Here is a 22,358-nt window from a genome sequence, read left to right as displayed (position 1 = left end):
TGACTTCCCTACGCTGGCATTATCCAGATCAGGTGGTACGGGTATTTCTCAGCCTTCACGTAGAAGGGCACCCCGAGTCATGTAGATTGAATCTCTATACTTTTTGCCAGCTTAGGGGAAGTGGGTTGCTAACGCAAGCCTGCCCTTCCGGTTATCGCTTCTTCACCTTGAAAATACGCATAACCCCTTTTTTGACCCCCACCCCAAAAACGAAAAAGGGGCATGAGCCCCTTTAAAAGGTCAGTAGTTGGATCAATGAGTGTTAGTTCTGATTGTGTAGAATGAAAACACATAAGACTGAGAAAAACTGAGGGTCGATCAATGAGTGCTCGTGAAGCCTATCGCCAATACCGACAAGCAGTGACCGCATGCAAAAGTATTTTCGCGCGGGGCGGGAATGTTACTGGTGATTATGGCGAACATCTCGTACAGCAACTTTATGGCGGGACGCTCCTGCCAAACTCCCATAAAAGCGCCGATGTAAGGCTGGACGATGGCACATTGTTGCAGGTTAAAACCAGAGTAAATAAAACTCAATTAGGCGGGATTCGCTCATGGGATTTCGATTACCTAATCGGCATTCAGCTTGATGAAGATGCCGAAGTGGTATTGGCGGTTCGTGTTCCTGTCGATGTTTGCCGCCAGATTGCAGGGTATGCCAGCCACGATAACAAGTTCGTAATCCATCTCAACGGCGTACTGCTGAAAGTACCTGGCGTAGAGAACGTCACCGAAGAATTTCGACAATTACAAGCCATCTAAGGGGCGTAAGCCCCTTTGTTAATCTTCTTGTTTGTCGAGGAGGTGTATTGCTTTCCAACATAAAAACATTGTGGCAATACTTGCCCCCTCGCCAATACTTTTTTCACATGCCACAGCAAATGCTTTATTCTGAATGTCTTCCCAATCAAATTTGAAAGCATTCAATTCTTCATGGGTGACTTTGTAATCATGCTTATGCGCATAGTTATTTCTAACTTTGTTAATCGCTTTGAATGCAGAGTAGTATTTATTATTAAGCAATCCCATAGCAAAGGCCAAATCTACTTTTAAATCATAAGAACGGGTAGACCTGAAAAATACCTTAGGCTCAACAAGATTTCTTGAAATTAATGTTTCAAGAACTTTCTCAATAAATAGATGCCCCTTTAGGATAGGAGATAATTCCTCCTCTTCAAATACGAGGCGATCCATAACATGCTGATCAAGTTCATCAGAAGACAAATCATCAAAGTTCAAGATCAATTCCTTTAATTGAAATTTGGCTTGGGTATTTTATCATAACCTTGATTCAGTATCATACTCATCCACCTGTAGATGATTGACCGCTCAAAGTAGACAACGTGAGCGATTGCATGAAGCTGGCTTGTGAGGCTTTAGCCGTGAAATCGACATAATCCGCAAGTCTGCTCGAATCGCTGGCGATAGTGAGCGGTACGGATGCCTCAAGATTTAGATTGAATGTAGGATTCACCGTGTACACAGGCGCATTGCCGCTGCTTAGTGACATTGCAGAACCACGAAGAGAATCACCATTTACGCTGTATTGATTTGCCGCCGTACCTGCATTACTACCACCAACACCCAACCAATCCATGATCGCTGGCCCCACACTCTGAGGATTCCAACCTGTTTGCTCCTGCACCCACGAGGCCGCACTGTTAGCACTTCCTGTTACGCCATCATAGACCGCCTGGGCCGCTGGCTTATCGCTTTCAGTGAACCACTGAGGGAAACGAGAGCGAAGCCCTGCATTAAGATCGGAGATTACGCCGGAGATTTCCCCCACAAACCCGGTGATTTCTTTAGAAAGATTGCCTAAACCCTCTCCGAGCATTCCAGCTGATTCGGTGATCACTTTGGTGTTCTTCACGAGGTCATCACCGCCATCAGCAAAACCTTTCATGAATCCAGTAAAGAGGCTGTTATCAACGCCATTCATCAGATTACCCATTGCAACGGTTAGATCGCCGTAAGCATAGGTTTGTTTGATCTGTTCATCGTTAAGGGTTTGACCACTCTCTACAAGGGTTTTCAACGTCTTGCTAAACTGCGCACCATTATTCATAAAAGCATCGGTGTAATGCGCAAGGTCATCTCCAAAATCCTCGATCAGATGCCCGATAGATGCCTGAGACATTCCACGGCGCTGACCTTCGTTAACAGTGGCTTGAATGAAATCTAACGGGTTATCCTGGTACTGGGCGATCTGCTTCTTGTTCCAGCCGAACAGGTTCATAACGTTGTCTATAGCTCCGTTACCACCTTTCCATTTACCTGATTTCTGATCAAATGCGGAGTTTGTAACCGATTCACCCAAGCGTTCGCGCACATCTTTGAAGTTGTCCGTCACCTTGTCTACTGATGCGCTATCTATACCATGTTGCTGTCCGTAAGCTACAAGGGCTTTAACAGCATTTGGATTAGTTTTAACCAGTGCTGACTTTCTAATTAAATCAAGGTTTTCATTACCTTTGTCACGAATACGAGACAGGACACCTGCCCCGCCAGCAAATGCAGCAGTGGCCCCGATTAAGCCCACTCCACCGCCGATGATGCCGTTTATACCTCTTTCTTTAATGCCCTTTGCAGCCCCTGCATAGTCTGTTTTCTTAGCATGGCGTATTGCCGCCGCCTGAGCCTGAGTGGAAGCTGTCACCTTAGCTTGTAACGCTGCTTCACGACGCATAAGAGCTATGCGTTCGCGTAGCTCATAGTTCATCTTCTGACTACTGATCTGACCGTTACGGAAAAGCTCTGTCTGTTCCTTAGCGAAGCGGGAAAACTGGTATTGCTTCGCAGGATCAATGCCGTATTTCCCGGCTATGCCTTTCATCTGGAGATTAGCACTGCGGAATTTCAATTCGGCTGTTTCATTACGTTTGGCAATCTTAGCCGCTTCCCTGGCTTGCGCTTTCCCAGCCTTTTCTGCCTGGCGTTGTTGCTGCTTCAAATCACTGGGCGTTTTAGGCGAAGCAGATTTTGCATCAGCCACTTGTTCCCGCGCTTTAGTTCTACGTTGCTTTTGAGCCTGAAAACGAATCTTCGGGTCTTTAATCTTAGAAAAATGACGTTGAAGGTCATCTGCGGATTTTTTAGCCTCCGCAATACTCTGCTTGTCCACAACGAAGGTGACGGTATTTTTTATAACACTTGTAGAAATCTCAAGCATGATTATTCACCGCCTTTCTTTTCGTTCACAAGATAATTAAGTGCATCTGATACACTCATCCCTCTGAAAATAAGTTGTCTCAAATGTGTATGACTCACATCAAGCGCTCTCGATACGGCTGCTAAATTGAGTATTTGCTCTGCGCTTGTATCATTAAGTTGTAAATGTAAGCCTCGACTCTTAAGGATAATTTCCAATTTTATCTTTCCTCTTATTCTGGAAATAAAAAAGGGCGGGAACACTGGGGAGATTTGCGCTCTCATAGTTCCCAACGCTCACACGCCCTGTTTAAAAGCTCTTCTTTATTTCCAGACGGGAAGAACTACCGTCTATCGCTCGTTATTCCGAGACAGTACCGAAAATGATCGCTTGTGGGATCGCCACGATTGGGAGATAGCTGCACTCTGTAGCCACTTCTGGAAAGCCCCAACGCTGATCTACAATCACATACTGGTGATACAGTTCCGCGCCTTTGCCTTGTGTCGCATGGCGAACACCAACACCAGAGTGAAGAACGTAAGCGTTAGATTCAGGAGCCATTAATGGGATACTCACGAACGAATCAACACCAATACGATCCGTGATAAGGCTATAACCTGTCACATCGATCACGGTTACGCCGTTCAGCGTCCATGTTTCAAAAGCTGGGTTTGAACTTTTAGTACGGGTGTAGAAGTTATCGCCAGATTCCAGCGGCAGCGTATACACCATGAAATCTTTCACGGACGGGTGATAGCGTAGCGCTACGGCTGCTTTGCCGGATGCCAGGATCACCGCCCCTTGTTTAGCCTGTGCCAGCCCTGATCCAAGTTTCACATTCTGAATGCGTCCGATCTCACTTAGTTGCTGGAATACGTTAGCGTCTGCGCTAATGTCTATCGTGTATGTGGTTTTAGCTTCGCCAGCAAGGAAATCTAAATTGCCCTGTCCGGCGTATTGTGACTCCACACGAAGCCCTAACAGCGCCTCTACAAGGTCAACCTCTACCGTGTTACTCACCTGTGCATACTGTGCGTCGCTGAAATCAGAAATAGCGAGGGTAATTTGATCAGCAGTGTCTACCGTTCCACGCGCTTTATACTGCTCCAGATCTCGTGAAGTCACTGAATTTAAGGAATTAGTGTATTTAAGCTGATAGAGGGCATTGGTAAATTCTGGGCGTTCTGCACTGTTCCAATCTGACTGTGCATAGGGCATCTTTTCAGGTGCAACGAGATTTTTCACATCGGTGATTTTCTCAAGAGCAATACTATTAACTTCGTGATGTTCAACACGGAATAACCCAAGATTAGTTACAATCTGGTTTAGTTGAGTAGAGAATGTAAACGGGCTGGCAAAATCGTACATGTTGCCAGAAAATAAATCTGAATAAGCCATTCTTATTATTATCCTTAATTAGGTTGTGCGTAGCGCTACGGTGTCGTAGTCAGTGAAAGTGAATCCCAGATCCTCGAGTTTTTCGATAACAGCAGTTTCATCCATGCTATTAAACTCAATCCCGAGTTTCGAAATAATAACGTGTACAGGGTTTGCTACTACGATAGCCGTATCACCTGCAAATGCTGGCTCTACCATGACAAATGCAATGTCGGCTGCTGCGGCGGCTTTTGCCCCTGTTACTGTCACGAGGTCGCCTACAATCAGTTCGGATGCAATACCGTCTGTTAGTTTGACCAGTTTATCCTGTAGCAGGGCATCACTTGCATGCGCCACTACTTTATAACGGGAGAATGCGTTATTCCCGTTCAGAGTTTGAAATGTTCCAAATTGCATTGGTTATTTTCCTTTTGCTAATAGTTTTAATCGTTCCTCAAGCCCTGATGATGGGTGAGGGGTATGTGATTTTGTGATCGTGGCTGTAGGCCAGAATTTTTCTGTAACCTCTCGAATCTCTTCAACACTTACGCCTAATACATGCGCCGCCTGTTTCATCATCTTTTCAGTGAGGATAAGTGAAGAGGATTTGTGAGTGATCACACGGTCATAGTTCATCAGAAACATGAAGAAGTTTCCTTATTGTAACTTTTTTGTTTTCATCATTTAACAAACAAGGCGACCGAAGTCGCCAAGAGAGAATGCCCCTTGCTAAAGAAAGCATTATTTAACGTCATAGAAGAGGCCATGAAGTTAAAGAGTGATTTCTTAAATAAATGAAGGGCGCAATGTGAATACAGATGTAAACACAAAGTAGGGTCGCCCGTCATTGCTCCTCATTTAAAAGCGTGTTGCAGCGCCCTGGAATAAATGAGGATTCATTATCTATCGCTGACACTTTCGGGAGTGTTATTAATAGAAGATTGCCAACCTAACGTAATTCCTGAATTACTTAAATTTCGAAATTATACAATTTTCCAGAACTTTGTAGTTTGACAACTAATCAATCCATTAGGGATTTGAGTAAAAAGCACAATGCTTTTCCGTAAAGAAAGGAGATGCACGGTGATTGCTCACACCATTACAACACAATAATAATGTGACCGTGCATTACCTTCGGAACGACAATGAAGAAATAACCGTAGCTAAAGAACATAACCCTATTCTTTACGGAAAGACATTGAAGAGAGCGCCGCTATGGGAAACGGCATTCTCAGGAGTGCGTATTGACATACGAGGAAAGAAACGTGATTCGATACGTTTATTCAGATCCTATAACTACTTTAACATAAAAGTGACAACAATGCAAGCATTTTATTCACTTTAACTGCATTTTTATTCAATTTCGCTTGCTGCGTATTTCTCCGCAATGCTAACGGCAAGCTCTCCCAACTCAAGCGTGATGTATTGCAAAGAGCAAGCAAGCTCCTCAAGGGCATTTGCTGCTCTCCACGCCTGATCAGCGGTAATGGTGCTGCCGTCACGCTCCACCAAACGCGCTACAGAGGTTTGAAGATGCTCAAGGGCTGTGATGCCTTGCTCTGTATGTCTGACAGCGTTCAGGAGGCTCTCAGGCGTTGCTGTGATGTATGTTTTATTCACTTCCTGTAATAGCGGGAGATGATAGTTATCTTCGAAACTAAGGAGTAGAGATTGAATTGTGTCGTTAGTCATTATAATTTTCCTTATCGTCATTAAATAAAAAATCCAAATCGGCAGTGTGACCACTCAGGCCGTTAGTTTGTGAATACCCGACATAATCGGAGTAATTTTCAAATCCGATAATTTGCCAGGGTTTAAGCTGGCTACTGTCAATTATGTATTCTTTTCTACGTCGTGGCTTGTAATAAACGTTGTCCGTTGACGATAGAACATCCTGCAATAATTCAAACTCTGATCCGGTTGGAACCGTTGGAGGGTATTCTATTACTTCGGTAATCCATTCCCCTGGAATAGACTCTCGTGCGAGGTCTTGTAGAGAATAGGTGTATTTACGTTTGCTGGCGCGTGTCGCTTGTTCTATCCGTTTAATCGGATTTCGTTCTTTTCGTCCCATTTATTCCTCGTAGAGGGGAAACTCCCTGTTTTCTCGTTAATGTCCATACTGCGTAAAATGCAAACAGCCAATAGGTAGCGATGATCATAAAAGTTTCCCGTATTATTTCTTAGTTGGTTGTCGTAATGAAGCTCACCGCTTCGTTTACAGTAATGTCGTAATACTTACCGTGGCGTTCCATAGTAATAACGGCTGCATCGTGCATTAATAACATCCAATACCGCGCCCCGCTTTCACTTATTCCCACACCATCAGCAATGTGTTTCACTGTTGCTCGAATAGCTCCGCTTTCACGTTTGAGAGATGCGAGGTGATAATAAAGACGTTGGCAGACGGTGTTACATTCGATTTGATGATGTGTAGCTTCGTTCAATAGGTATAATTTGTTCATGTTACTCCTGTTATTAATAGCTATAATCGCCCCATTCTTTCGAAGAGATTTCTCTTCATTGCAAGATGTTCTATGGCTTTCGGATTGGTTAATTTCCCCTGGTTCTCAAATAATGCGAGGTAGGGTAGATCGAAATCCTGGAATACCTGAAAGCGATCAGATGCGTCGTTTAATCTTTCAAAGGCTTTCCCATCAAAACGTTCATCTCGTGGCGTTTTAAACTCGAATGGGGAAATAGCTTGCGGTAAGGCTGGTGTTTTCTTTGGCGCTGGTTTCTTCGTGGGCTTAGGTGTTGCCTTCACCTTTTCCGGCGTTGGTGCTTCGTCAAGGTCGCACATCGGATCGGCTTTCGCCTCTTCGCGTTGCTCCTCCGGCTGAACGGCTGGCGCGTCTTCTTTGGCGTTACCAAACACGGGATGCTTCAGACAGTCCACCCAGACAGGATTTTTTGCCGTCCCTGCGTTCCGCTCAAGCAAGAAAGAATCTGGTGTAATGTTGGCTACAGTCCATTGGTTAGATCGGCCTGACAGCGTGGCAACCACTAAACCAACTTGTTTTAACACCTTCAAACATCGTAGCGTTGTGCTCTTCGAGAGATTAGCACTTTCTTTCAACTCTTCTACGTTGTCATGGTAGATCCCTTTATTCCCGCCAGTGCTTGACGTGGTAAAGAAATGATAACGCTTGCGCATACGCGAGTATAATACTTTTGCATCGTTGGAGAGTTCCACGCGCTCACCTGTTTTAAGGTTGGTAATGTGGCTCGCTTCGATGAATGCTTCTTCTGTACCAAAATACTTGTAAATGTCTCCGTTTATAATGTCGGTCATGTTAGGGTGTATCCTTATTTAGTAGAACGTTCTCCGCTCTTGATTGATAATGAAAGTGTGATTGCAGCGTCAATTAACATCTCCTGCACTGTTACGCCTCGCGCTCGCGCCTCTTTAAATAAAGTGGTAAAAACTTCATCAGGCAATTTTACGAATGTTCCGGCTGATTTCTTCTTTTGGTTTTCGCTCATTCAGTTTTCTCCTTCTGGCTTAATTGTTGGTGGTGGTTTCAGCCTGTTCAGCTTTCCACTGATCGTAAAGTTCTATCCCTTTACGTAATCTTTCAGCATGTTCCAAATAACCTTGACGCTGTGCTGCTGCTCGCTGGCTGTTAATTGCCTTGCGTGTTTGGCTTCCGGCTTTTAAAGCCTCGAAGACAATTTCTGGATTAAAATACTTAATGTGGATTCTCCTTGCGTTAGATACACGGAAACACCATCCAGGGAGAACGTTAATAACGTTGCCTGATAGTGCGGTGTATTTTGGATTTTGTGGTTAGGCAGAATGCCTTAAAAGATGGCAGGGTGAATGCTTTCATCACCCTACTTAGTTACTCTATCATGAAATGATTTAAATGTCAATAGGTGAAGGTAAGTTTATCCCATTTAAGATCATAGCACACCGCTCAATTGCGATCAACCTCAACCAATCAACATAAAACGCTCTGTATCGAGCTACACAAGGTTTGCATACACATGCACTACATCGGTATTCCCTACCCTACTTAAAGCGCTCTACGGCTCTCCTGTGCGCCCTCTGGCACTTCCAGAAACCAATTGCACAACTACAGCGGGATAACGCAGTTATCAGGATGGAAGGTGTTGGTATTGGATTGAGGCTGGATGAACTGGAGCCATCAGCGAACAGTGAAGCCTTAGCCACTGACTTACTGAAACCTTGCATGGGTGAACGTTAGTTCATGAATGGATGGTTGAAGTTAGTCAGCTTATCAGATGGTAATTCCGCGCACAGCGCAAAGGTACTTTGCCTACGGCATAAAATCATTCGTGCCTGACTCTCGTCAGAAACGAAGTTTGCACGAGTCAAGAAGGTACAGAGTAACGCTTTGCTGTGGCTATGAGCGGAACGTGGGTGTCCGGGAAGCCACTAAACGGCGTACCAGGACATTTCCCCTTGAGTGACGGCGAAGAGCCGCCAGCAAATAATCTTTGCGACAAGCGCAAAAACATAGATCTTCTAAAAGCTCTCTTTGAGAGATCGCTTTTAGAATCTCTTTGTATAGGGTGCCAAATTGACACCAATCACAGCTCAATCAGTGCCATTTTGACACCTGTTATTCCCGAATAGGTGCCATTTTGACACCTATCCATGAGTGCCATTCTGCCAATAGGTGCCAAATTGACACCATTTAGGGTTAGCCTGTTGCTTTGCCCTCTCCACACTACCCCATGCAACAACCCTGGGTTAATTCCCATCAAACTGGCGCGTAATCCGCTGGTAATTAGCAGGTAAAGATCAAGGTTAATGTAGCCTAAGTTAAACTTTAAGTTTCCATTGTAGAATGGCTTAACTTTACCAAACCCTTACACCGGGCGGATCACAGGGCTGTTTGTCATGATAAACCACTTTGGTCACATGCAAGAATGTTGAACGAGCTTTCTAAATTGAAACGACGTTTCTTTTTTCATGCTCAAAACTCCTTCATTTGAGAATAATTCTCAACAAATCAGATCTCATCGCAACAAATGAGAGGCGTTATCATTAACGCCGCATCTACAGTGCAATTACGCCCTACTTCGATACACTTTCGTAAAGTGTATTCTGTAACTCATTGATTCCACTCAATCAGAACACTTTTCCATCACTTCATCGTGCAAACAGGGGTAACTCCCCGTCATCGAAAATAAATTCCTTGACAGAACCAACGTTTCATGAACCATTCATGAAATTGCATTTATTGTTATTTTTCAATTAGTTGCCGATATTCGGGCGGGACGCTGTGCAGAATTGGGGAAGTGCCTCGGGCGGTGTTCGATAGGTCAGGCAACCGCGCACACACTTTGATCATTTTGTGCTCTTAATAAATAAACGTATCGTGCAACATGTTGAAAATGATCATTTTCTGATCAATGATGTTTTCACCGAAACGAAAAAGAGGAGAGATAAAGATGAAAGGTATCAGCCAGGCGCTAAAGAGCGCAGACGATGTTAAGGAAGTGGCAGCAGAGCTACAGCGCAACGCCAGAAGCAACCTGTTCTATTGCTTGTGGGTGTTTATGTATGAATCGGGCTTGCGTATCTCTGACGTGCTCAAGCTCAAGTATGAAGATGTAGAGGGGCAATCTCACCTCAAGGTGAAGCAGGAGAAAACCGGAAACGTGGTGAGGCCGAAGGTGACAGCCGCGATGCTCTCTGTCGTGGCACAACGCAAGGCAGAGCAAGCGAAGATGCCTGTAGCTACAGATTACATTTTCAGTGCTGCCACATTACGCAGCAGAGGGCACGCAGTCACTCGTAACACCGTTTTTACTGAGTTTGGGAAGATGGGACGTAGAACGGGATTCTCTAACGTGGGATGCCATACACCCCGTAAAAGCCGTGGGCGTATGATGTTCGATGCAGGGGTAGCTATTGAGACAATCGCCCATTTCCTGGGGCAGACAGATCCACGGTCAACCATGTATTACATCGGGTATGGTCAGGACGTGCAGGACGACTTAACAGAGGAGTTTTCTTTAGAATGGTGATCAACATGAAAGGCTTGGTGTGCTGACACTGGCGCTATTGCCAGTCCAAGCAAACACCGGACAAATTACGATGACTCACCCACAGGAGGAACAGACAGAGAACGGAAAAACACTGTGCGTATACAAGAATAGCCAGTATCATTTCACTTACACGACGAAAGGCTCATGCCCCTATGCCAAAACGTTTAACACAGGGGATGCTAAACCGTAGCTATTTTCTAAGCCGATGTGGGGATTAAGTAAAGCTCCTTATTTCCATAACGTAAACTGCGCCTGTCCCAATCGATGGTAGCTATTACCGGGAAATCAGCTTTATTAGAAAATAAATAACGAGTGTTCGCTACAACGGTTAATTTATTATCCGTAATTTTGCTCCCCTCTCTAAAACCGTACATTTGGGGATCTGCAAGATAGAACCAACCATCATGCCCCACTCGACGATAAATTAGTCCGAAGATAATGCCTCCAAAGCCTTGAATGAGATACTCGTCATAAATCATTGGTTTTCCATCTGTATCCAAGTCTACCAGGCGTAAGATGCTGGGCGCTTTGCCATCTGGAACAACCTCCATAACTGCACTAACAACTTCTTCGTTCTGCTGTGTTGGTGCGTCAGTCTCCAACCACTTTTTAAGAGAATGTTCCTCATTCCCAATGAGATAATAAATTCTGAAATCTCCTGCCATTTTGCCTCTCCTTACTATGCTGTTGTATTCACATTCAGATTACAACAAAATCAATGCAATACAAGACAATAAGTGCCAGCTATGACAGGAAGCCAGCTTCATTCGCTGATGATGTGGTTACAGGCTTTGAGAGGATAATACGAAGGGGCGTAATGCCCCCTTTTCATGGGAATTTTTTGCCTTTTCTCTGATAATAATTTTTCCAGAATTTCATTGGTGATTCAGCACAATAATCGGACAACTCTTTGAAATCAGACTTAAACTGAGGGAGATTTTTAGCTAATGTTATTTGCTTCGGCAGTACGCCTGTACCATCACCAACAACTTTAAACGTCATTGCACCACGCTTTCTATCCTCGTTAATTAATTCCAATGCTGCAACAGTTTGCATTTTGCCCTCATGCAACTGCTTTAAATAAAACTTTCGGTTAAAAAAGAAATCACGGAATGTTGGCGCATCTGCTTCAAGCCTAATGTCCCAAGTAAGCGGCAGAGCGTCACAGATTTTTTCACTCATCATTTCACCGCTCGCGCTTCCGTCCTCGGATGCCTCCATACTCAAAGTCATCTTTGGTTGTGAAGGATCCAATCCCAGTTCTCCACTGCCCGCTAAGTATTCAGCATTTGTTGACCATTGACCTGTTAAAAATTCGCTATCGTAGATGTATGTCTTCTTTAATTCTTTATACGACGAAGGTATTTTCACTAAACTATCTAAAGCACCACTGAAACTGGTCAGAAATCCTGCAAGATAGATCAGCGCGTATTTACCCCATTCGAGCTTCTTCATGGACATCCTGTATGAAAAGTTGTGTTCAACCTTGCTTGTTAACCGCCACTAATTCCAAAGCACCATAATGAGCTTGCCTATGGCAATTTGGACACAATGCTATAGCATTTTCCACGGAATCCTCCCCGCCTTTAGAAAGCCACTCAATGTGGTGAACTTCAAGAAATGGAGTACCATCTTCTTTCAGGAAAGGTGCATCACGCTTACAGCTTTGGCACTTACCATTAGCCCTTAAAAGAACTTCTGCAACCACATACGGGCTTCGCTTATAAACTCGTGTTGTTACTTCGGTTAGCGCTGGAGTTTTACTTTCCGTTGCTAAAATCCGCTCCCGTGTAGATGAGGGTAATTTAGCAGCAGCCTCTACTGCTTCTTCAAACTCCGACTTCACTTGACGGTAACACCATTTACCCTGTTGATCCTGGTACAACTCCCATACACCATGCACAGAGGGCTGATAAATCTCGAAAATGTTCCCTCGCTTGAATAAGCGATCATACTCATGGTAGCGGTGAGTCGTATCATCTGTTCTTCTGGCTACTTCATTACAAGGCCAATGGCTTCTATTGCAATTGACGGTGTTAATAACCAAGTTAGAGCGCGTGTTGTCCCGATAGTGAGGATACAATTCCCTCAGATAAGCATCGACTTGCTTTATTGTTGCAGCCCCTCCCAACTTCTCTACTACTTGAACAGTAGTAATCCTTATCGGCTGGTTTCCATACTTCAAAGCACGATTTGGTTTTGTTGCCATCTTTGGCCTCACCTGCAACTAAGATTTATCTTAGGTTATCTATCAAGCATCGTTCATGCAACTCTCTGATTTAAGACAATAGAAGCCATAAGGCCCCGTCAGGATTCCCAGCACAGGCCGTCAATCACATAAGAAACTGAGGATAAGGGGAATGTATGCAGATAGCGCTGGGTGATGCCTGCTCCGCTTTTCTCATGGCCAACCACCTGCTGCAAGTGCGAAAGGTTTCCTACCCAACCAGCTAAACAGGTTGAAATCATTGTGTGCCTGAAACTATGCACCAAGCGGCGCTGCCCGTAGTCATCCTGATACGGAATCCCAAGCTGATCACGAACATCAGCTAAAACTTTGCCGATCTTCGTCATGTTCGTACCTGCCACTTCTGAAAAAATCCGCTCTTTCCACTGGCGATTAACGTAATCCATGAAACCCCATTCAATTAACTTAGGGTGGATCACTACCTGCCTGGTAGCGTTCTCGGTTTTCCCCTGACCTCCTTCAGCAATCAGGAAGTAGTAGCGCTGACTGTCTTCGTCGAATTTGATCTGTGACTTCTCCAGCCTTCCTATTTCTCCCCTTCTGGCCCCAGTGTATGCCAACAACAAAGTGACCCATTTTTGCCAGTTATCAGGCTGCTTGAGCGCCCACCCTACAAACTTTCTCATTTCTGCTGTGCTGTATGCCCCAAATCTCGCTTTCGATGGTGCAGCCACTACGCCATCGGTTGGCGATTTAGATAAAATGTCTTTGTTTTCTGTGAGGAAAGTTTTGAACAGTGATTTGTATAATTTGAGATGCTTATGGATGGCCTCAACACCAACCAGCTCATCCGGTGGCACGTCATCACATTGTATCAGTTGCTGAATGGTCATTGAGCGGTAAGGCTGAACAACGCGCTTAGGGAGGTTTTCAACCACTTCCATCACTTGTTTAATGTCCTGTTTAGTGATCGCCGTTACATCAGTTTTCTTTCCCAAGACAGTTAACAATACTTCCATGTAACGTTCATTTGCCATTGAGATCGATTTCGTCCAGTTGCGCCCTTTTTCATCTTTGTACATCGCCCACGCATCCGAAAGGGTTAGCACTTTTTCCGCTTCGGCTGGCGGTTGAGATTCTACGATTACAGCAGGAACAATCATCTGCTGGTGGGGTATGAGTGGATTTCTCCCAGCCTTTCGTTCTGAGGCAATCAGATTTGATAAGAATGATTCGAACACTGGAAGCGGCGTAGCTAATGATTTAACAAAAGGAATGTGCGGAATGATGCTAATCATCAAAGCAGATGCTTCGCGATAGCTGTCAGTAGAAAGTGATTTTTTGTATGACCGCCCATTAGATAAGCGAATCTGAATGTAGTAGTTACCGTACCTTTTGAAAGTGTACGGAAGCGATTTTAACCTCATGGACAAGCCCTTTTTGTACCTCAAGTGCATTACGCACGGACAAAAAGAGATGCAATCTCATGATAAGTAGGCCAAATTTTGGCCCCCTACGCTGGCATTATCCAGATCAGGTGGTACGGGTATTTCTCAGCCTTCACAAAGAAGGGCACCCCGAGTCAACTTACTGAGCAGTTCAGTAATTTTAGCAGGGTAGAGCAAGCCATCGCCTCAGGCAAGCCTTCGCGAGCCGATTTCTGTCGTGCGTCAGGGAAAAAATATTAAAAAAATAGCCTCAACATTCATTTACTGTGTATACATTTAATCTCTTTGATTATTCAGATTTAATGTTTTTAACTCTCCGCTTCTCTTCGCACTACCACCTCGCAAACCAAGGTAACAATACAAATAAAAACAACGCTTTATGCAAAATTAATGTTTACTTTCAGCAACTTAGATATATGCATTGCACGTGATCTGCGTCAAAGTTCACACGCGTCAGTTAGACGATAGTTCAGCCCGGTTAATAAGATTGTGACCATCAAAAAAATACACCCTCTGGAGCAGACCTACTCGACTCGATTTTTCGCGTCGGTTTTTAGCTGCGTTATATCTAAGAATTATGCATTTATTGTTGAGATTGAGATCGTGAAATTAATGCTTACTCGTAAAACCCCTGTCGCTGTATTTGCGTTGACTCTCATCTGCGCCGGAAGCGTATTTGCTGCACCAATAGATTATTCTCAAGCGTGGGGTGATACCGTTGAAGCCGATCACCAGGCGGCTATCGGTCTTATCAACGATCATCAGAACCAGATTACCCAAAATAAAGTCGATAGCGAACAGGCTTTTCAGGGACTGAATACGCGTATCAGTGGCGTAGATGACGATCTGAATAGCACTAAAGATGCAGTACTGGTGGTCAACTATGATTTACAGCAGACGCGAACAGATTTAAACACGCAAATTGATAATACGAATAATGCGGTCACTCAGCAGAAAATCGACATCGATAATGCACTGCAGCAGACAAACACGAACATCACTAACCAGATTACGACGGTAACAAATACCACCACACAGCAAACGACCAATATTGAAAAAGATCTTCAGCAGACTAAGCAGGATGTGAATCAGCAGATTTCGACGATAAAGAACACCAGCACGCAGCAGTCGGCCAGCCTGAATAAAGATCTTCAGCAGACTAAGCAGGATGTGAATCAGCAGATTAACCATCTACAGAGTGCCGCTGCCCAGCAGTCGGCGAGCGTCGAGAAAGATTTGCAAGACGCGAAACAGTCGTTTGCTCAACAGCAGTCCGCCAGCAATAGTCAGTTCAAAAATCTGAAAGATGAAGTGGACGATAACAAGAAAGAATCCCGCAGCGGGGCGGCATCTGCCATCGCCATTGCATCGATGCCTCAGGTGCAGGTGGGCCAGCAGGTGATGTTTTCCGCAGGCGTAGGGACATTCAAAAATGAGCAGGCGCTGAGCGTGGGCGCATCATTCCATGCTGGCGACGCAACCGTGATTAAAGCGGGTGTCAGTGATTCCACCAACAACGATTTCGCGATGGGCGCGGGTATCGGAATTGGCTTCTGATAAATCTGCTCATCGTTATTAAAGAGTGATTTTGTACCTGTTGATGATAGCCATCATGATAAAAATAATAATAATTTCTGCTGTGCTTTATATTTTATTAATACTGACCGGATTTTGGCTCGGGACGATGTACAGAGATTATTTCTCCTGTCGCGATCTCATCTCATCTTTAAATTGTATCCAATGTATTAGAGGTTATTAAATGAAGAAATTAATGATGGTCGCCATTGCTGTCTCTGCGCTTTCGGCCTGTTCCTCTCCGGCTGAGCGTATGGCGAAGTGTGAAGCGCAAGGCGTCAGCCGCGATACCTGTTATTTAGCGGAGCAAAACCGTACCACGACGATGAACGCCGTGGCCGAAAAACAGGCGCTTGAGAATGCCGCCAACGCCGTGCAGCACGGTCAGAGCGCCAAAGTGCATGACCCGCTGCGTGAAGCCTCGTTCACGGCCAACGGGATCAAAGCCAGCGTCAGCAACGGCTTTTTCACCGCCAAAATCAACGGTAAGCAGGCGACGATAAAGCGTTTTAATGCGAATAGTTATGAGATTAAAGGCGCGGGTTACGTACTCTCCATCACCCTTGATGAAGACGGTATTACCGATGCGTCATGGAATAAAACCCATGGCCGCGATCATGGCTTATTGCAGTTCACGCAGAAGTAAAGTTAAGGCGGCTAACGTGCCGCCTTTTTTGTATTGCGCGGGGTGAGGGCTTTTCGCGTCGAAGCGGCAGATTTTTGTTATCAAAAACATCGGGTTATTGAACGCTCTTTAACCCCCCTCTTTTGTAACAAAACAGTAAACAAATTAACCATTGAGCCACGCGCCAAAAGGCTCTATATTGGCCGCGTTTTTTACTCGCCCTATCCTTTACTAACTATTTATTCAATCGAGGCGCATAAGGCTGCCCCGGTTGTGGGAGTGATATGATGACGGATAAAGTCCGTATTGACACCGCAGATGCCCGCAAAAGCAACGAAACCTATCTGGCCCGTCAGGCCGAGTTTGAATCGAACGTCAGGAGTTATCCTCGCAAACTGCCTTTAGCGATCGCTAAAGCAGATGGCGTGTGGATTACCGATGCAGATAATAAAGAATACCTTGACTGTCTTGCCGGCGCTGGCACCCTCGCGCTTGGCCATAACCATCCTGATGTGCTGAAAAGCATCCAAAATGTCATTACCAGCGGCTTGCCGTTACATACCCTCGATCTGACAACACCGTTGAAAGACGAGTTCTCTGAGTATCTGCTCTCCCTGCTGCCAGGCCAGGGCAAAGAATATTGCCTGCAGTTCACCGGCCCATCCGGTGCCGATGCGGTAGAAGCCGCGCTGAAACTGGCGAAAAAAGTCACCGGTCGCAGCAGCATTATCAGCTTCTCCGGCGGCTATCACGGGATGACCCACGGCGCGCTCTCTGTGACAGGTAACCTGTCGCCGAAAGAAGCGGTCGATAACATGATGCCAGAAGTGCAGTTCATGCCTTACCCGCACCAGTACCGCTGCCCGCTGGGTATCGGCGGTGACGCGGGCGTGAAAGCGCTGACCTACTACTTTGATAACCTGATCAACGACGTCGAAAGCGGCGTGCGTAAACCTGCGGCCGTGATTCTGGAAGCGGTTCAGGGCGAAGGCGGCGTAAACCCGGCTCCGGCTGAGTGGCTGCAGCGCATTCGTAAAGTGACTCAGGAGCACGGCATTCTGCTGATCCTCGACGAAGTTCAGGCTGGTTTCTGCCGTACCGGCAAGCAGTTTGCCTTCGAACACGCAGGTATCGAGCCAGACATCATCGTGATGTCTAAAGCTGTCGGCGGCGGTCTGCCACTGGCCGTTCTCGGCATTAAAAAGCAGTTCGATGCCTGGGCACCAGGTCATCACACCGGCACCTTCCGTGGCAACCAGCTGGCGATGGCAACCGGCCTGACTACGCTGAAAATTCTGAAAGATCAGAACATCGCCGACAAAGTGGCCGCTCAGGGCGAATGGCTGAAAGGCCAGCTGGTTGAGCTGCAACAGCGTTATCCGGTGATCGGCCACGTTCGCGGCCTGGGCCTGATGATCGGCATCGAGATCGTGAAACCGAACGAAGCGGCAGATCACATGGGCTGCTTCCCAGGCGACGGCGATCTCTCTGCCCTGATCCAGAAGAAATGCTTCGAAGCAGGCCTGATTCTGGAGCGCGGTGGTCGTAACGGCGTGGTTCTGCGTCTGCTGCCATCCCTGCTGATTAGCGATCAGGAACTGAAAGTCTTCCTGGATAAATTCGAGCAGGCGCTGCTTGCTGCGGGCGTTCGCCCGGTCTAACGGAGTTAGGAAAAAGATGTCTGAGTCAAACCCAATTCTGTCGTCGTCGGCGCAAAGCATCGAGGCCTATCAGCAGGCCATCGAGCAAAGCTCTCAGGCGGTGATGCAGTGGCTGCAGCAGTCTGAGATGTATCAGGGGAAAACCGTCGCCGACCTGCGCGAGAATATCTCCCTGAACTTCGGTCAGAAAGGCCTCGGCAACGAAGCGGCGATTGCCCGCGCGGTCGAGTACTTCCTGAAAGACAGCCTGTCGGTTCACCACCCGCAGTGTGTGGCGCACCTGCACTGCCCGAGCCTGGTCGTGAGCCAGGCGGCGGAAGTGCTGATCAACGCCACCAACCAGAGCATGGACTCCTGGGATCAAAGCCCGTCAGCAACCATCATTGAGATGAAGCTGATCGACTGGCTGCGTACCCGCGTGGGTTATCAGGCCGGGGATGCGGGCGTGTTCACCAGCGGTGGCACCCAGAGCAATCTGATGGGCCTGATGCTGGCACGTGACGCGTTCTTCGCGCGTCAGGGCCACTCCATCCAGCAGGATGGTCTGATCGGTGATCTGCGTAAGATCCGCGTACTCTGTTCTGAAAACGCGCACTTCTCCGTGCAGAAGAACATGGCGCTGCTCGGTCTGGGCTACCAGTCGGTCATTCAGGTGAAAACCGACGAGTGCTCACGCATGGATCTGAACGATCTGGCGGCGAAAATTGCCCAGTGCACTGCCAACGGTGAGCAGATTCTGGCGATCGTCGCCACCGCCGGGACCACCGACGCGGGTGCGATCGATCCGCTGCGCGCTATCGCAGAGATGGCCGCAGAGCAGCAGATTTGGGTACATGTGGATGCAGCCTGGGGCGGCGCACTGCTGATGTCCGATAAGTATCGCGACTACCTGGACGGTATCGAACTGGTGGATTCCATCACCCTGGACTTCCACAAGCAGTTCTTCCAGACCATCAGCTGCGGCGCATTCCTGCTGAAAGAAGCGCGCCATTACGAGCTGATGCGCTACCAGGCGGCCTACCTGAACTCTGAGTTTGACGAAGAAGCGGGCGTGCCGAATCTGGTCTCCAAATCACTGCAGACTACGCGCCGTTTCGACGCGCTGAAGCTGTGGATGAGCCTGGAAGCGCTGGGTCAGGAGCAATACGCGGCCATTATCGATCACGGTGTAACGCTGGCGCAGGACGTTGCCGCGTACGTGAAAGATCAGGCGGTGCTGGAGCTGGTAATGCAGCCTCAGCTGGCGAGCGTGCTGTTCCGCTTCCGCCCTGAGCAGGCGCTGAACGACGCGGATATCGCACTGCTGAACCAGAAAATTGGTGACGCCCTGCTCGACTCTGGCCGTGCAAACGTCGGCGTGACCGAGCACAACGGCGTGACTTGCCTGAAACTGACGCTGCTGAACCCAACGGTGACGCTGGACGACGTGAAAGTCCTGCTGTCGCTGGTTGAACGCACCGCGTACGAGATTCTGGCGAAGTAAGTCCTTGCTCCCCGCACCCTCTGGTGCGGGGACAATTTTGCTATTCCGCTTTTTCCTTTGCCACTGCGATTTTCCCCGACCAGCTTACCCATAAATTCGCACACCTCTAATTCGTTATTTTCTCTGAATATTGAGATGTGAAACGTCATTCAGGGGCGTGGTTAAGAATTCGTGGGCAAAGCTGTTCAGATTTGTTACATTTTTTTTCAAACAAGTGGGACTGTGCCCCCTAAAATGGGCTGCTTGCCACGCTGTGACGCCACAGCGGGCTGAAGTATCAGCAAAACGGTTTAACTGGAGAAAAAATGGCTAAGAGTAAATTGCTGCTTCTGGGTGTGTTGATGTCACTGGCGGGTGCCGTATACGCCGCGCCGCAGCCTGCCGCTGCCCCTTCTGGTATCCAGGCATACGAAGAACAAGAGTTCATTGCCGATTTCACCAAATTCAAAATTGGCGACACCGCACCAGCTCAGTATCAAACGCCTGAATACACCATTAAACAGTACCAGCTGCGTAACCTCCCTGCGCCTGACGCGGGTACACACTGGACTTACATGGGTGAGAACTACGTTCTGATTGGTGACGCCGACGGTAAAATCCGTAAAGCCTACAACGGAGATATCTTCTATCACCGCTGATCCCCTCATCGTCCGGGCCTGGCAGGAAAGCGATCGCCCTTTCCTGCGCACCCTCTACTTACACGCCCGGCGTGAAGCCTGGCCGTGGCTGGACAGCAGCGACTGGCAGCTAGAGGATTTCGACGCGGCAACGCGTGACGAGCAAATCTGGGTGGCGATGCAAGACGGCCATCGCCTCGGGTTTGCATCGGTCTGGAGCAACGATAATTTTCTGCACAATCTGTTTGTTGATCCGCAGTATCAGCACGCGGGCGCTGGCAGCCTGTTGCTCAAACATGTGCAGGAAACATTCACCAGCACCGGTTCGCTGAAGTGTCTGGTCAGAAATGAACGCGCGGTGGCATTTTACCAGCGACACGGCTGGCATATTGAGGCGACGGGAGATTCTCCGGACGGAGAGTATTACCTGATGCATTACGTTTTGCGGTAATTGCCCGCAGGCGCTGCACTTGCGCAGGCCCACGGAACAGCCTGTTGCAGGCCGGGTAAGCGAGTGCCCCCGGCCCACTACGGCTAATGCTTAGACTGCGCGGAACGCGATCTCGCTTGGAATCACTTCACCCTGCCAGTACAGCTGCGCGGCCACGCGCCCTGCCAGTTGACGGTACATTCCCGCAAATTCACTCTCCGGACGGCCCACCACGGTCGGCTTGCCACGGTCGAGATCTTCACGCAGCGTGATATGCAGCGGCATCTGCCCCAGCAGCTGAGTGTGATACTGCGCCGCCAGTTTCTCTGCGCCACCGGTGCCAAAAATCGGCTCATGGTGACCGCAGTTGCTGCAAATATGCACGCTCATGTTCTCGACCACGCCGAGCACCGGCACCTCCACTTTCTCAAACATCACGATGCCTTTTTTGGCGTCGATCAGCGCGATATCCTGCGGCGTAGTGACCACAACCGCTCCCGTCACCGGGATATTTTGCGCCAGCGTCAGCTGGATATCGCCCGTGCCTGGCGGCATATCCAGCACCAGGTAATCGAGATCCGGCCACATGGTCTCCTGCAGCATCTGCAGCAGCGCCTTGCTGGCCATCGGGCCACGCCAGACCATCGCGTTATCGTCCGTCACCAGATAGCCGATGGAGTTAGTCGCCAGACCGTAGGCCATGATTGGCGCCATGTGGGTGCCGTCCGGGGAGGTTGGACGTTGGTTTTCCGCACCCAGCATGTTGGGAATCGACGGACCGTAGATATCGGCATCCAGAATACCGACTTTGGCCCCTTCTGCGGCCAGCGCCAGCGCAAGGTTTACGGCGGTAGAGGATTTCCCCACCCCACCCTTGCCGGAGCTGATGGCAATAATATTCTTCACGCCGTTAATGCCCGGCTGATTTTTCACGCGTTTGAGCGTGGCGATGGTGTGCGTCAGCTTCCAGTCAATCGCCTTCGCCCCGGTAATACGCAGCAGATCGGAACTGCACTGCTCTTTCAGGGTTTCGAAGGCGCTGGTCCAGACAAACGGCATCTGCAGTTCAACGTGCAGCGTGTCATCCAGCCATGCCACGTGGTGCAGCGCTTTTAGCGTGGTCAGATTGTGCTTCAGGGTTGGATGCTGAAAATTAGCCAGCGTCCCGGCAACCATTGCTCGTAAGGCTTCCGGTGATTTGGCCTGGGATTGAGAACTCATCCCGACTCCTTTGTTCTTGTGAATAAGACCTTAGTTGAACAAGTTTACCTGAAAGGCCGTGGTTTGTGCTTACTTAATAATGGCCCTTTTGTTACTATCAAAAACCCTTTTTACTGTTAAAGAAGTAATGCCCACTATGACTCAAGTCGCGAAAAAAATTCTGGTAACGTGCGCTCTGCCGTACGCAAACGGTTCAATCCACCTCGGCCACATGCTGGAGCATATCCAGGCTGATGTCTGGGTCCGTTACCAGCGAATGCGCGGCCATCAGGTTAACTTTATCTGCGCGGACGACGCCCACGGCACGCCGATCATGCTGAAAGCCCAGCAGTTGGGGATTTCTCCTGAGCAGATGATCACCGAAATGAGTCAGGAGCATCAGACCGATTTTGCCGGCTTTGACATCAGCTACGATAACTACCACTCGACGCACAGCGACGAGAACCGCGAGCTATCGGAGCTGATCTACACCCGCCTGAAAGAGAACGGTTTTATCAAAAACCGCACCATCTCTCAGCTCTACGATCCGGAAAAGGCATGTTCCTGCCGGACCGTTTT

Annotated in this window: 23 protein-coding genes, 1 pseudogene and 2 riboswitches; of the genes and pseudogenes, 9 read left to right on the top strand and 15 right to left on the bottom strand. The window is 47.8% G+C overall.

Features of this window, described 5'->3' with window-relative positions:
* Window positions 1-85: riboswitch (TPP riboswitch) on the bottom strand. This riboswitch is flagged as partial in the annotation.
* Between the two features lie 236 nt (window positions 86-321).
* Window positions 322-762, top strand: coding sequence for a DUF6998 domain-containing protein (locus VJY99_RS03700; protein WP_214623946.1), 441 nt, complete (start codon window positions 322-324; stop codon window positions 760-762).
* Window positions 763-780: 18 nt separating this feature from the next.
* On the opposite strand, the gene VJY99_RS03695 is transcribed toward VJY99_RS03700, so the two are convergent.
* The 10 genes from VJY99_RS03695 to VJY99_RS03650 form a co-directional block, all read right to left on the bottom strand.
* The gene (locus VJY99_RS03695; RefSeq protein ID WP_214623944.1) at window positions 781-1,239 is read right to left on the bottom strand and encodes a hypothetical protein; all 459 of its coding nucleotides are present in this window, start codon (window positions 1,237-1,239) and stop codon (window positions 781-783) included.
* Between the two features lie 64 nt (window positions 1,240-1,303).
* Complete coding sequence (locus VJY99_RS03690) at window positions 1,304-3,172, bottom strand: hypothetical protein (protein WP_324116441.1); 1,869 nt, start codon at window positions 3,170-3,172, stop codon at window positions 1,304-1,306.
* A gap of 339 nt (window positions 3,173-3,511) precedes the next feature.
* On the bottom strand, window positions 3,512-4,549 hold the full coding sequence (locus tag VJY99_RS03685; RefSeq protein ID WP_214623942.1) for a major capsid protein E: 1,038 nt from the start codon (window positions 4,547-4,549) through the stop codon (window positions 3,512-3,514).
* Window positions 4,550-4,567: 18 nt separating this feature from the next.
* A complete protein-coding gene (locus VJY99_RS03680; RefSeq protein ID WP_324116438.1) occupies window positions 4,568-4,945 on the bottom strand; it encodes a hypothetical protein in 378 nt (125 codons plus the stop codon).
* A gap of 3 nt (window positions 4,946-4,948) precedes the next feature.
* On the bottom strand, window positions 4,949-5,173 hold the full coding sequence (locus tag VJY99_RS03675) for a hypothetical protein (RefSeq protein ID WP_324116436.1): 225 nt from the start codon (window positions 5,171-5,173) through the stop codon (window positions 4,949-4,951).
* A gap of 708 nt (window positions 5,174-5,881) precedes the next feature.
* On the bottom strand, window positions 5,882-6,220 hold the full coding sequence (locus tag VJY99_RS03670) for a hypothetical protein (RefSeq protein ID WP_324116434.1): 339 nt from the start codon (window positions 6,218-6,220) through the stop codon (window positions 5,882-5,884).
* Window positions 6,213-6,602 carry a hypothetical protein gene (locus VJY99_RS03665; protein WP_324116432.1) on the bottom strand — a complete coding sequence of 130 codons (390 nt, stop codon included), beginning with the start codon at window positions 6,600-6,602 and terminating at the stop codon, window positions 6,213-6,215. The genes VJY99_RS03670 and VJY99_RS03665 overlap by 8 nt, the downstream gene beginning before the upstream one ends.
* A gap of 109 nt (window positions 6,603-6,711) precedes the next feature.
* Window positions 6,712-6,993, bottom strand: coding sequence for a hypothetical protein (locus tag VJY99_RS03660; RefSeq protein ID WP_324116430.1), 282 nt, complete (start codon window positions 6,991-6,993; stop codon window positions 6,712-6,714).
* A gap of 20 nt (window positions 6,994-7,013) precedes the next feature.
* Window positions 7,014-7,823, bottom strand: a complete 810-nt coding sequence (locus VJY99_RS03655) for a DUF6945 domain-containing protein (protein ID WP_324116429.1) — start codon at window positions 7,821-7,823, stop codon at window positions 7,014-7,016.
* A 14-nt stretch (window positions 7,824-7,837) separates the two neighbouring features.
* Window positions 7,838-8,014 carry a hypothetical protein gene (locus VJY99_RS03650; protein WP_324116427.1) on the bottom strand — a complete coding sequence of 59 codons (177 nt, stop codon included), beginning with the start codon at window positions 8,012-8,014 and terminating at the stop codon, window positions 7,838-7,840.
* A 1,938-nt stretch (window positions 8,015-9,952) separates the two neighbouring features.
* On the opposite strand from VJY99_RS03650, the gene VJY99_RS03645 reads away from it, so the two are divergent.
* On the top strand, window positions 9,953-10,531 hold the full coding sequence (locus tag VJY99_RS03645; protein ID WP_324116426.1) for a tyrosine-type recombinase/integrase: 579 nt from the start codon (window positions 9,953-9,955) through the stop codon (window positions 10,529-10,531).
* A gap of 218 nt (window positions 10,532-10,749) precedes the next feature.
* On the opposite strand, the gene VJY99_RS03635 is transcribed toward VJY99_RS03645, so the two are convergent.
* The 4 genes from VJY99_RS03635 to VJY99_RS03620 form a co-directional block, all read right to left on the bottom strand.
* Complete coding sequence (locus tag VJY99_RS03635; RefSeq protein ID WP_324116425.1) at window positions 10,750-11,217, bottom strand: hypothetical protein; 468 nt, start codon at window positions 11,215-11,217, stop codon at window positions 10,750-10,752.
* A 163-nt stretch (window positions 11,218-11,380) separates the two neighbouring features.
* A complete protein-coding gene (locus tag VJY99_RS03630) occupies window positions 11,381-12,007 on the bottom strand; it encodes a hypothetical protein (RefSeq protein WP_324116424.1) in 627 nt (208 codons plus the stop codon).
* 25 nt (window positions 12,008-12,032) lie between these two features.
* Window positions 12,033-12,761 carry an HNH endonuclease gene (locus tag VJY99_RS03625; RefSeq protein WP_151532563.1) on the bottom strand — a complete coding sequence of 243 codons (729 nt, stop codon included), beginning with the start codon at window positions 12,759-12,761 and terminating at the stop codon, window positions 12,033-12,035.
* A 98-nt stretch (window positions 12,762-12,859) separates the two neighbouring features.
* Window positions 12,860-14,167: a tyrosine-type recombinase/integrase gene (locus VJY99_RS03620; RefSeq protein ID WP_324116421.1), complete on the bottom strand. Its 1,308-nt coding sequence runs from the start codon at window positions 14,165-14,167 to the stop codon at window positions 12,860-12,862.
* A gap of 67 nt (window positions 14,168-14,234) precedes the next feature.
* Window positions 14,235-14,330, bottom strand: a riboswitch (TPP riboswitch).
* Window positions 14,331-14,800: 470 nt separating this feature from the next.
* Between VJY99_RS03620 and VJY99_RS03615 the strand changes: the two genes are divergently transcribed.
* From VJY99_RS03615 to VJY99_RS03590, 6 genes are all read left to right on the top strand, one after another.
* Window positions 14,801-15,745, top strand: coding sequence for a YadA-like family protein (locus tag VJY99_RS03615; protein WP_324116419.1), 945 nt, complete (start codon window positions 14,801-14,803; stop codon window positions 15,743-15,745).
* A 202-nt stretch (window positions 15,746-15,947) separates the two neighbouring features.
* A complete protein-coding gene (locus VJY99_RS03610; protein ID WP_100779562.1) occupies window positions 15,948-16,409 on the top strand; it encodes a hypothetical protein in 462 nt (153 codons plus the stop codon).
* Between the two features lie 263 nt (window positions 16,410-16,672).
* Entirely contained in the window at window positions 16,673-18,049 is a 1,377-nt protein-coding gene (locus VJY99_RS03605) for a diaminobutyrate--2-oxoglutarate transaminase (RefSeq protein WP_102104115.1), read from the top strand.
* A 16-nt stretch (window positions 18,050-18,065) separates the two neighbouring features.
* Window positions 18,066-19,532 carry an aspartate aminotransferase family protein gene (locus VJY99_RS03600; protein WP_324116416.1) on the top strand — a complete coding sequence of 489 codons (1,467 nt, stop codon included), beginning with the start codon at window positions 18,066-18,068 and terminating at the stop codon, window positions 19,530-19,532.
* A 305-nt stretch (window positions 19,533-19,837) separates the two neighbouring features.
* Window positions 19,838-20,170: an RcnB family protein gene (locus tag VJY99_RS03595; protein ID WP_100779559.1), complete on the top strand. Its 333-nt coding sequence runs from the start codon at window positions 19,838-19,840 to the stop codon at window positions 20,168-20,170.
* On the top strand, window positions 20,109-20,600 hold the full coding sequence (locus VJY99_RS03590) for a GNAT family N-acetyltransferase (RefSeq protein WP_324116414.1): 492 nt from the start codon (window positions 20,109-20,111) through the stop codon (window positions 20,598-20,600). The genes VJY99_RS03595 and VJY99_RS03590 overlap by 62 nt, the downstream gene beginning before the upstream one ends.
* Window positions 20,601-20,690: 90 nt before the next feature.
* Here VJY99_RS03590 and apbC read toward each other — a convergent pair whose 3' ends face one another.
* Entirely contained in the window at window positions 20,691-21,800 is a 1,110-nt protein-coding gene (gene apbC, locus VJY99_RS03585; RefSeq protein ID WP_100779557.1) for an iron-sulfur cluster carrier protein ApbC, read from the bottom strand.
* Between the two features lie 136 nt (window positions 21,801-21,936).
* Here apbC and VJY99_RS03580 point away from each other — a divergent pair.
* Window positions 21,937-22,358, top strand: a pseudogene (locus VJY99_RS03580) (class I tRNA ligase family protein); the annotation flags it as partial.

The organism is Buttiauxella sp., from assembly GCF_035271705.1.
GTDB lineage: Bacteria > Pseudomonadota > Gammaproteobacteria > Enterobacterales > Enterobacteriaceae > Buttiauxella.
The sequence above is the reverse complement of the archived record's forward strand: the minus strand, read 5'-3'. Positions and strand labels throughout refer to the sequence as shown.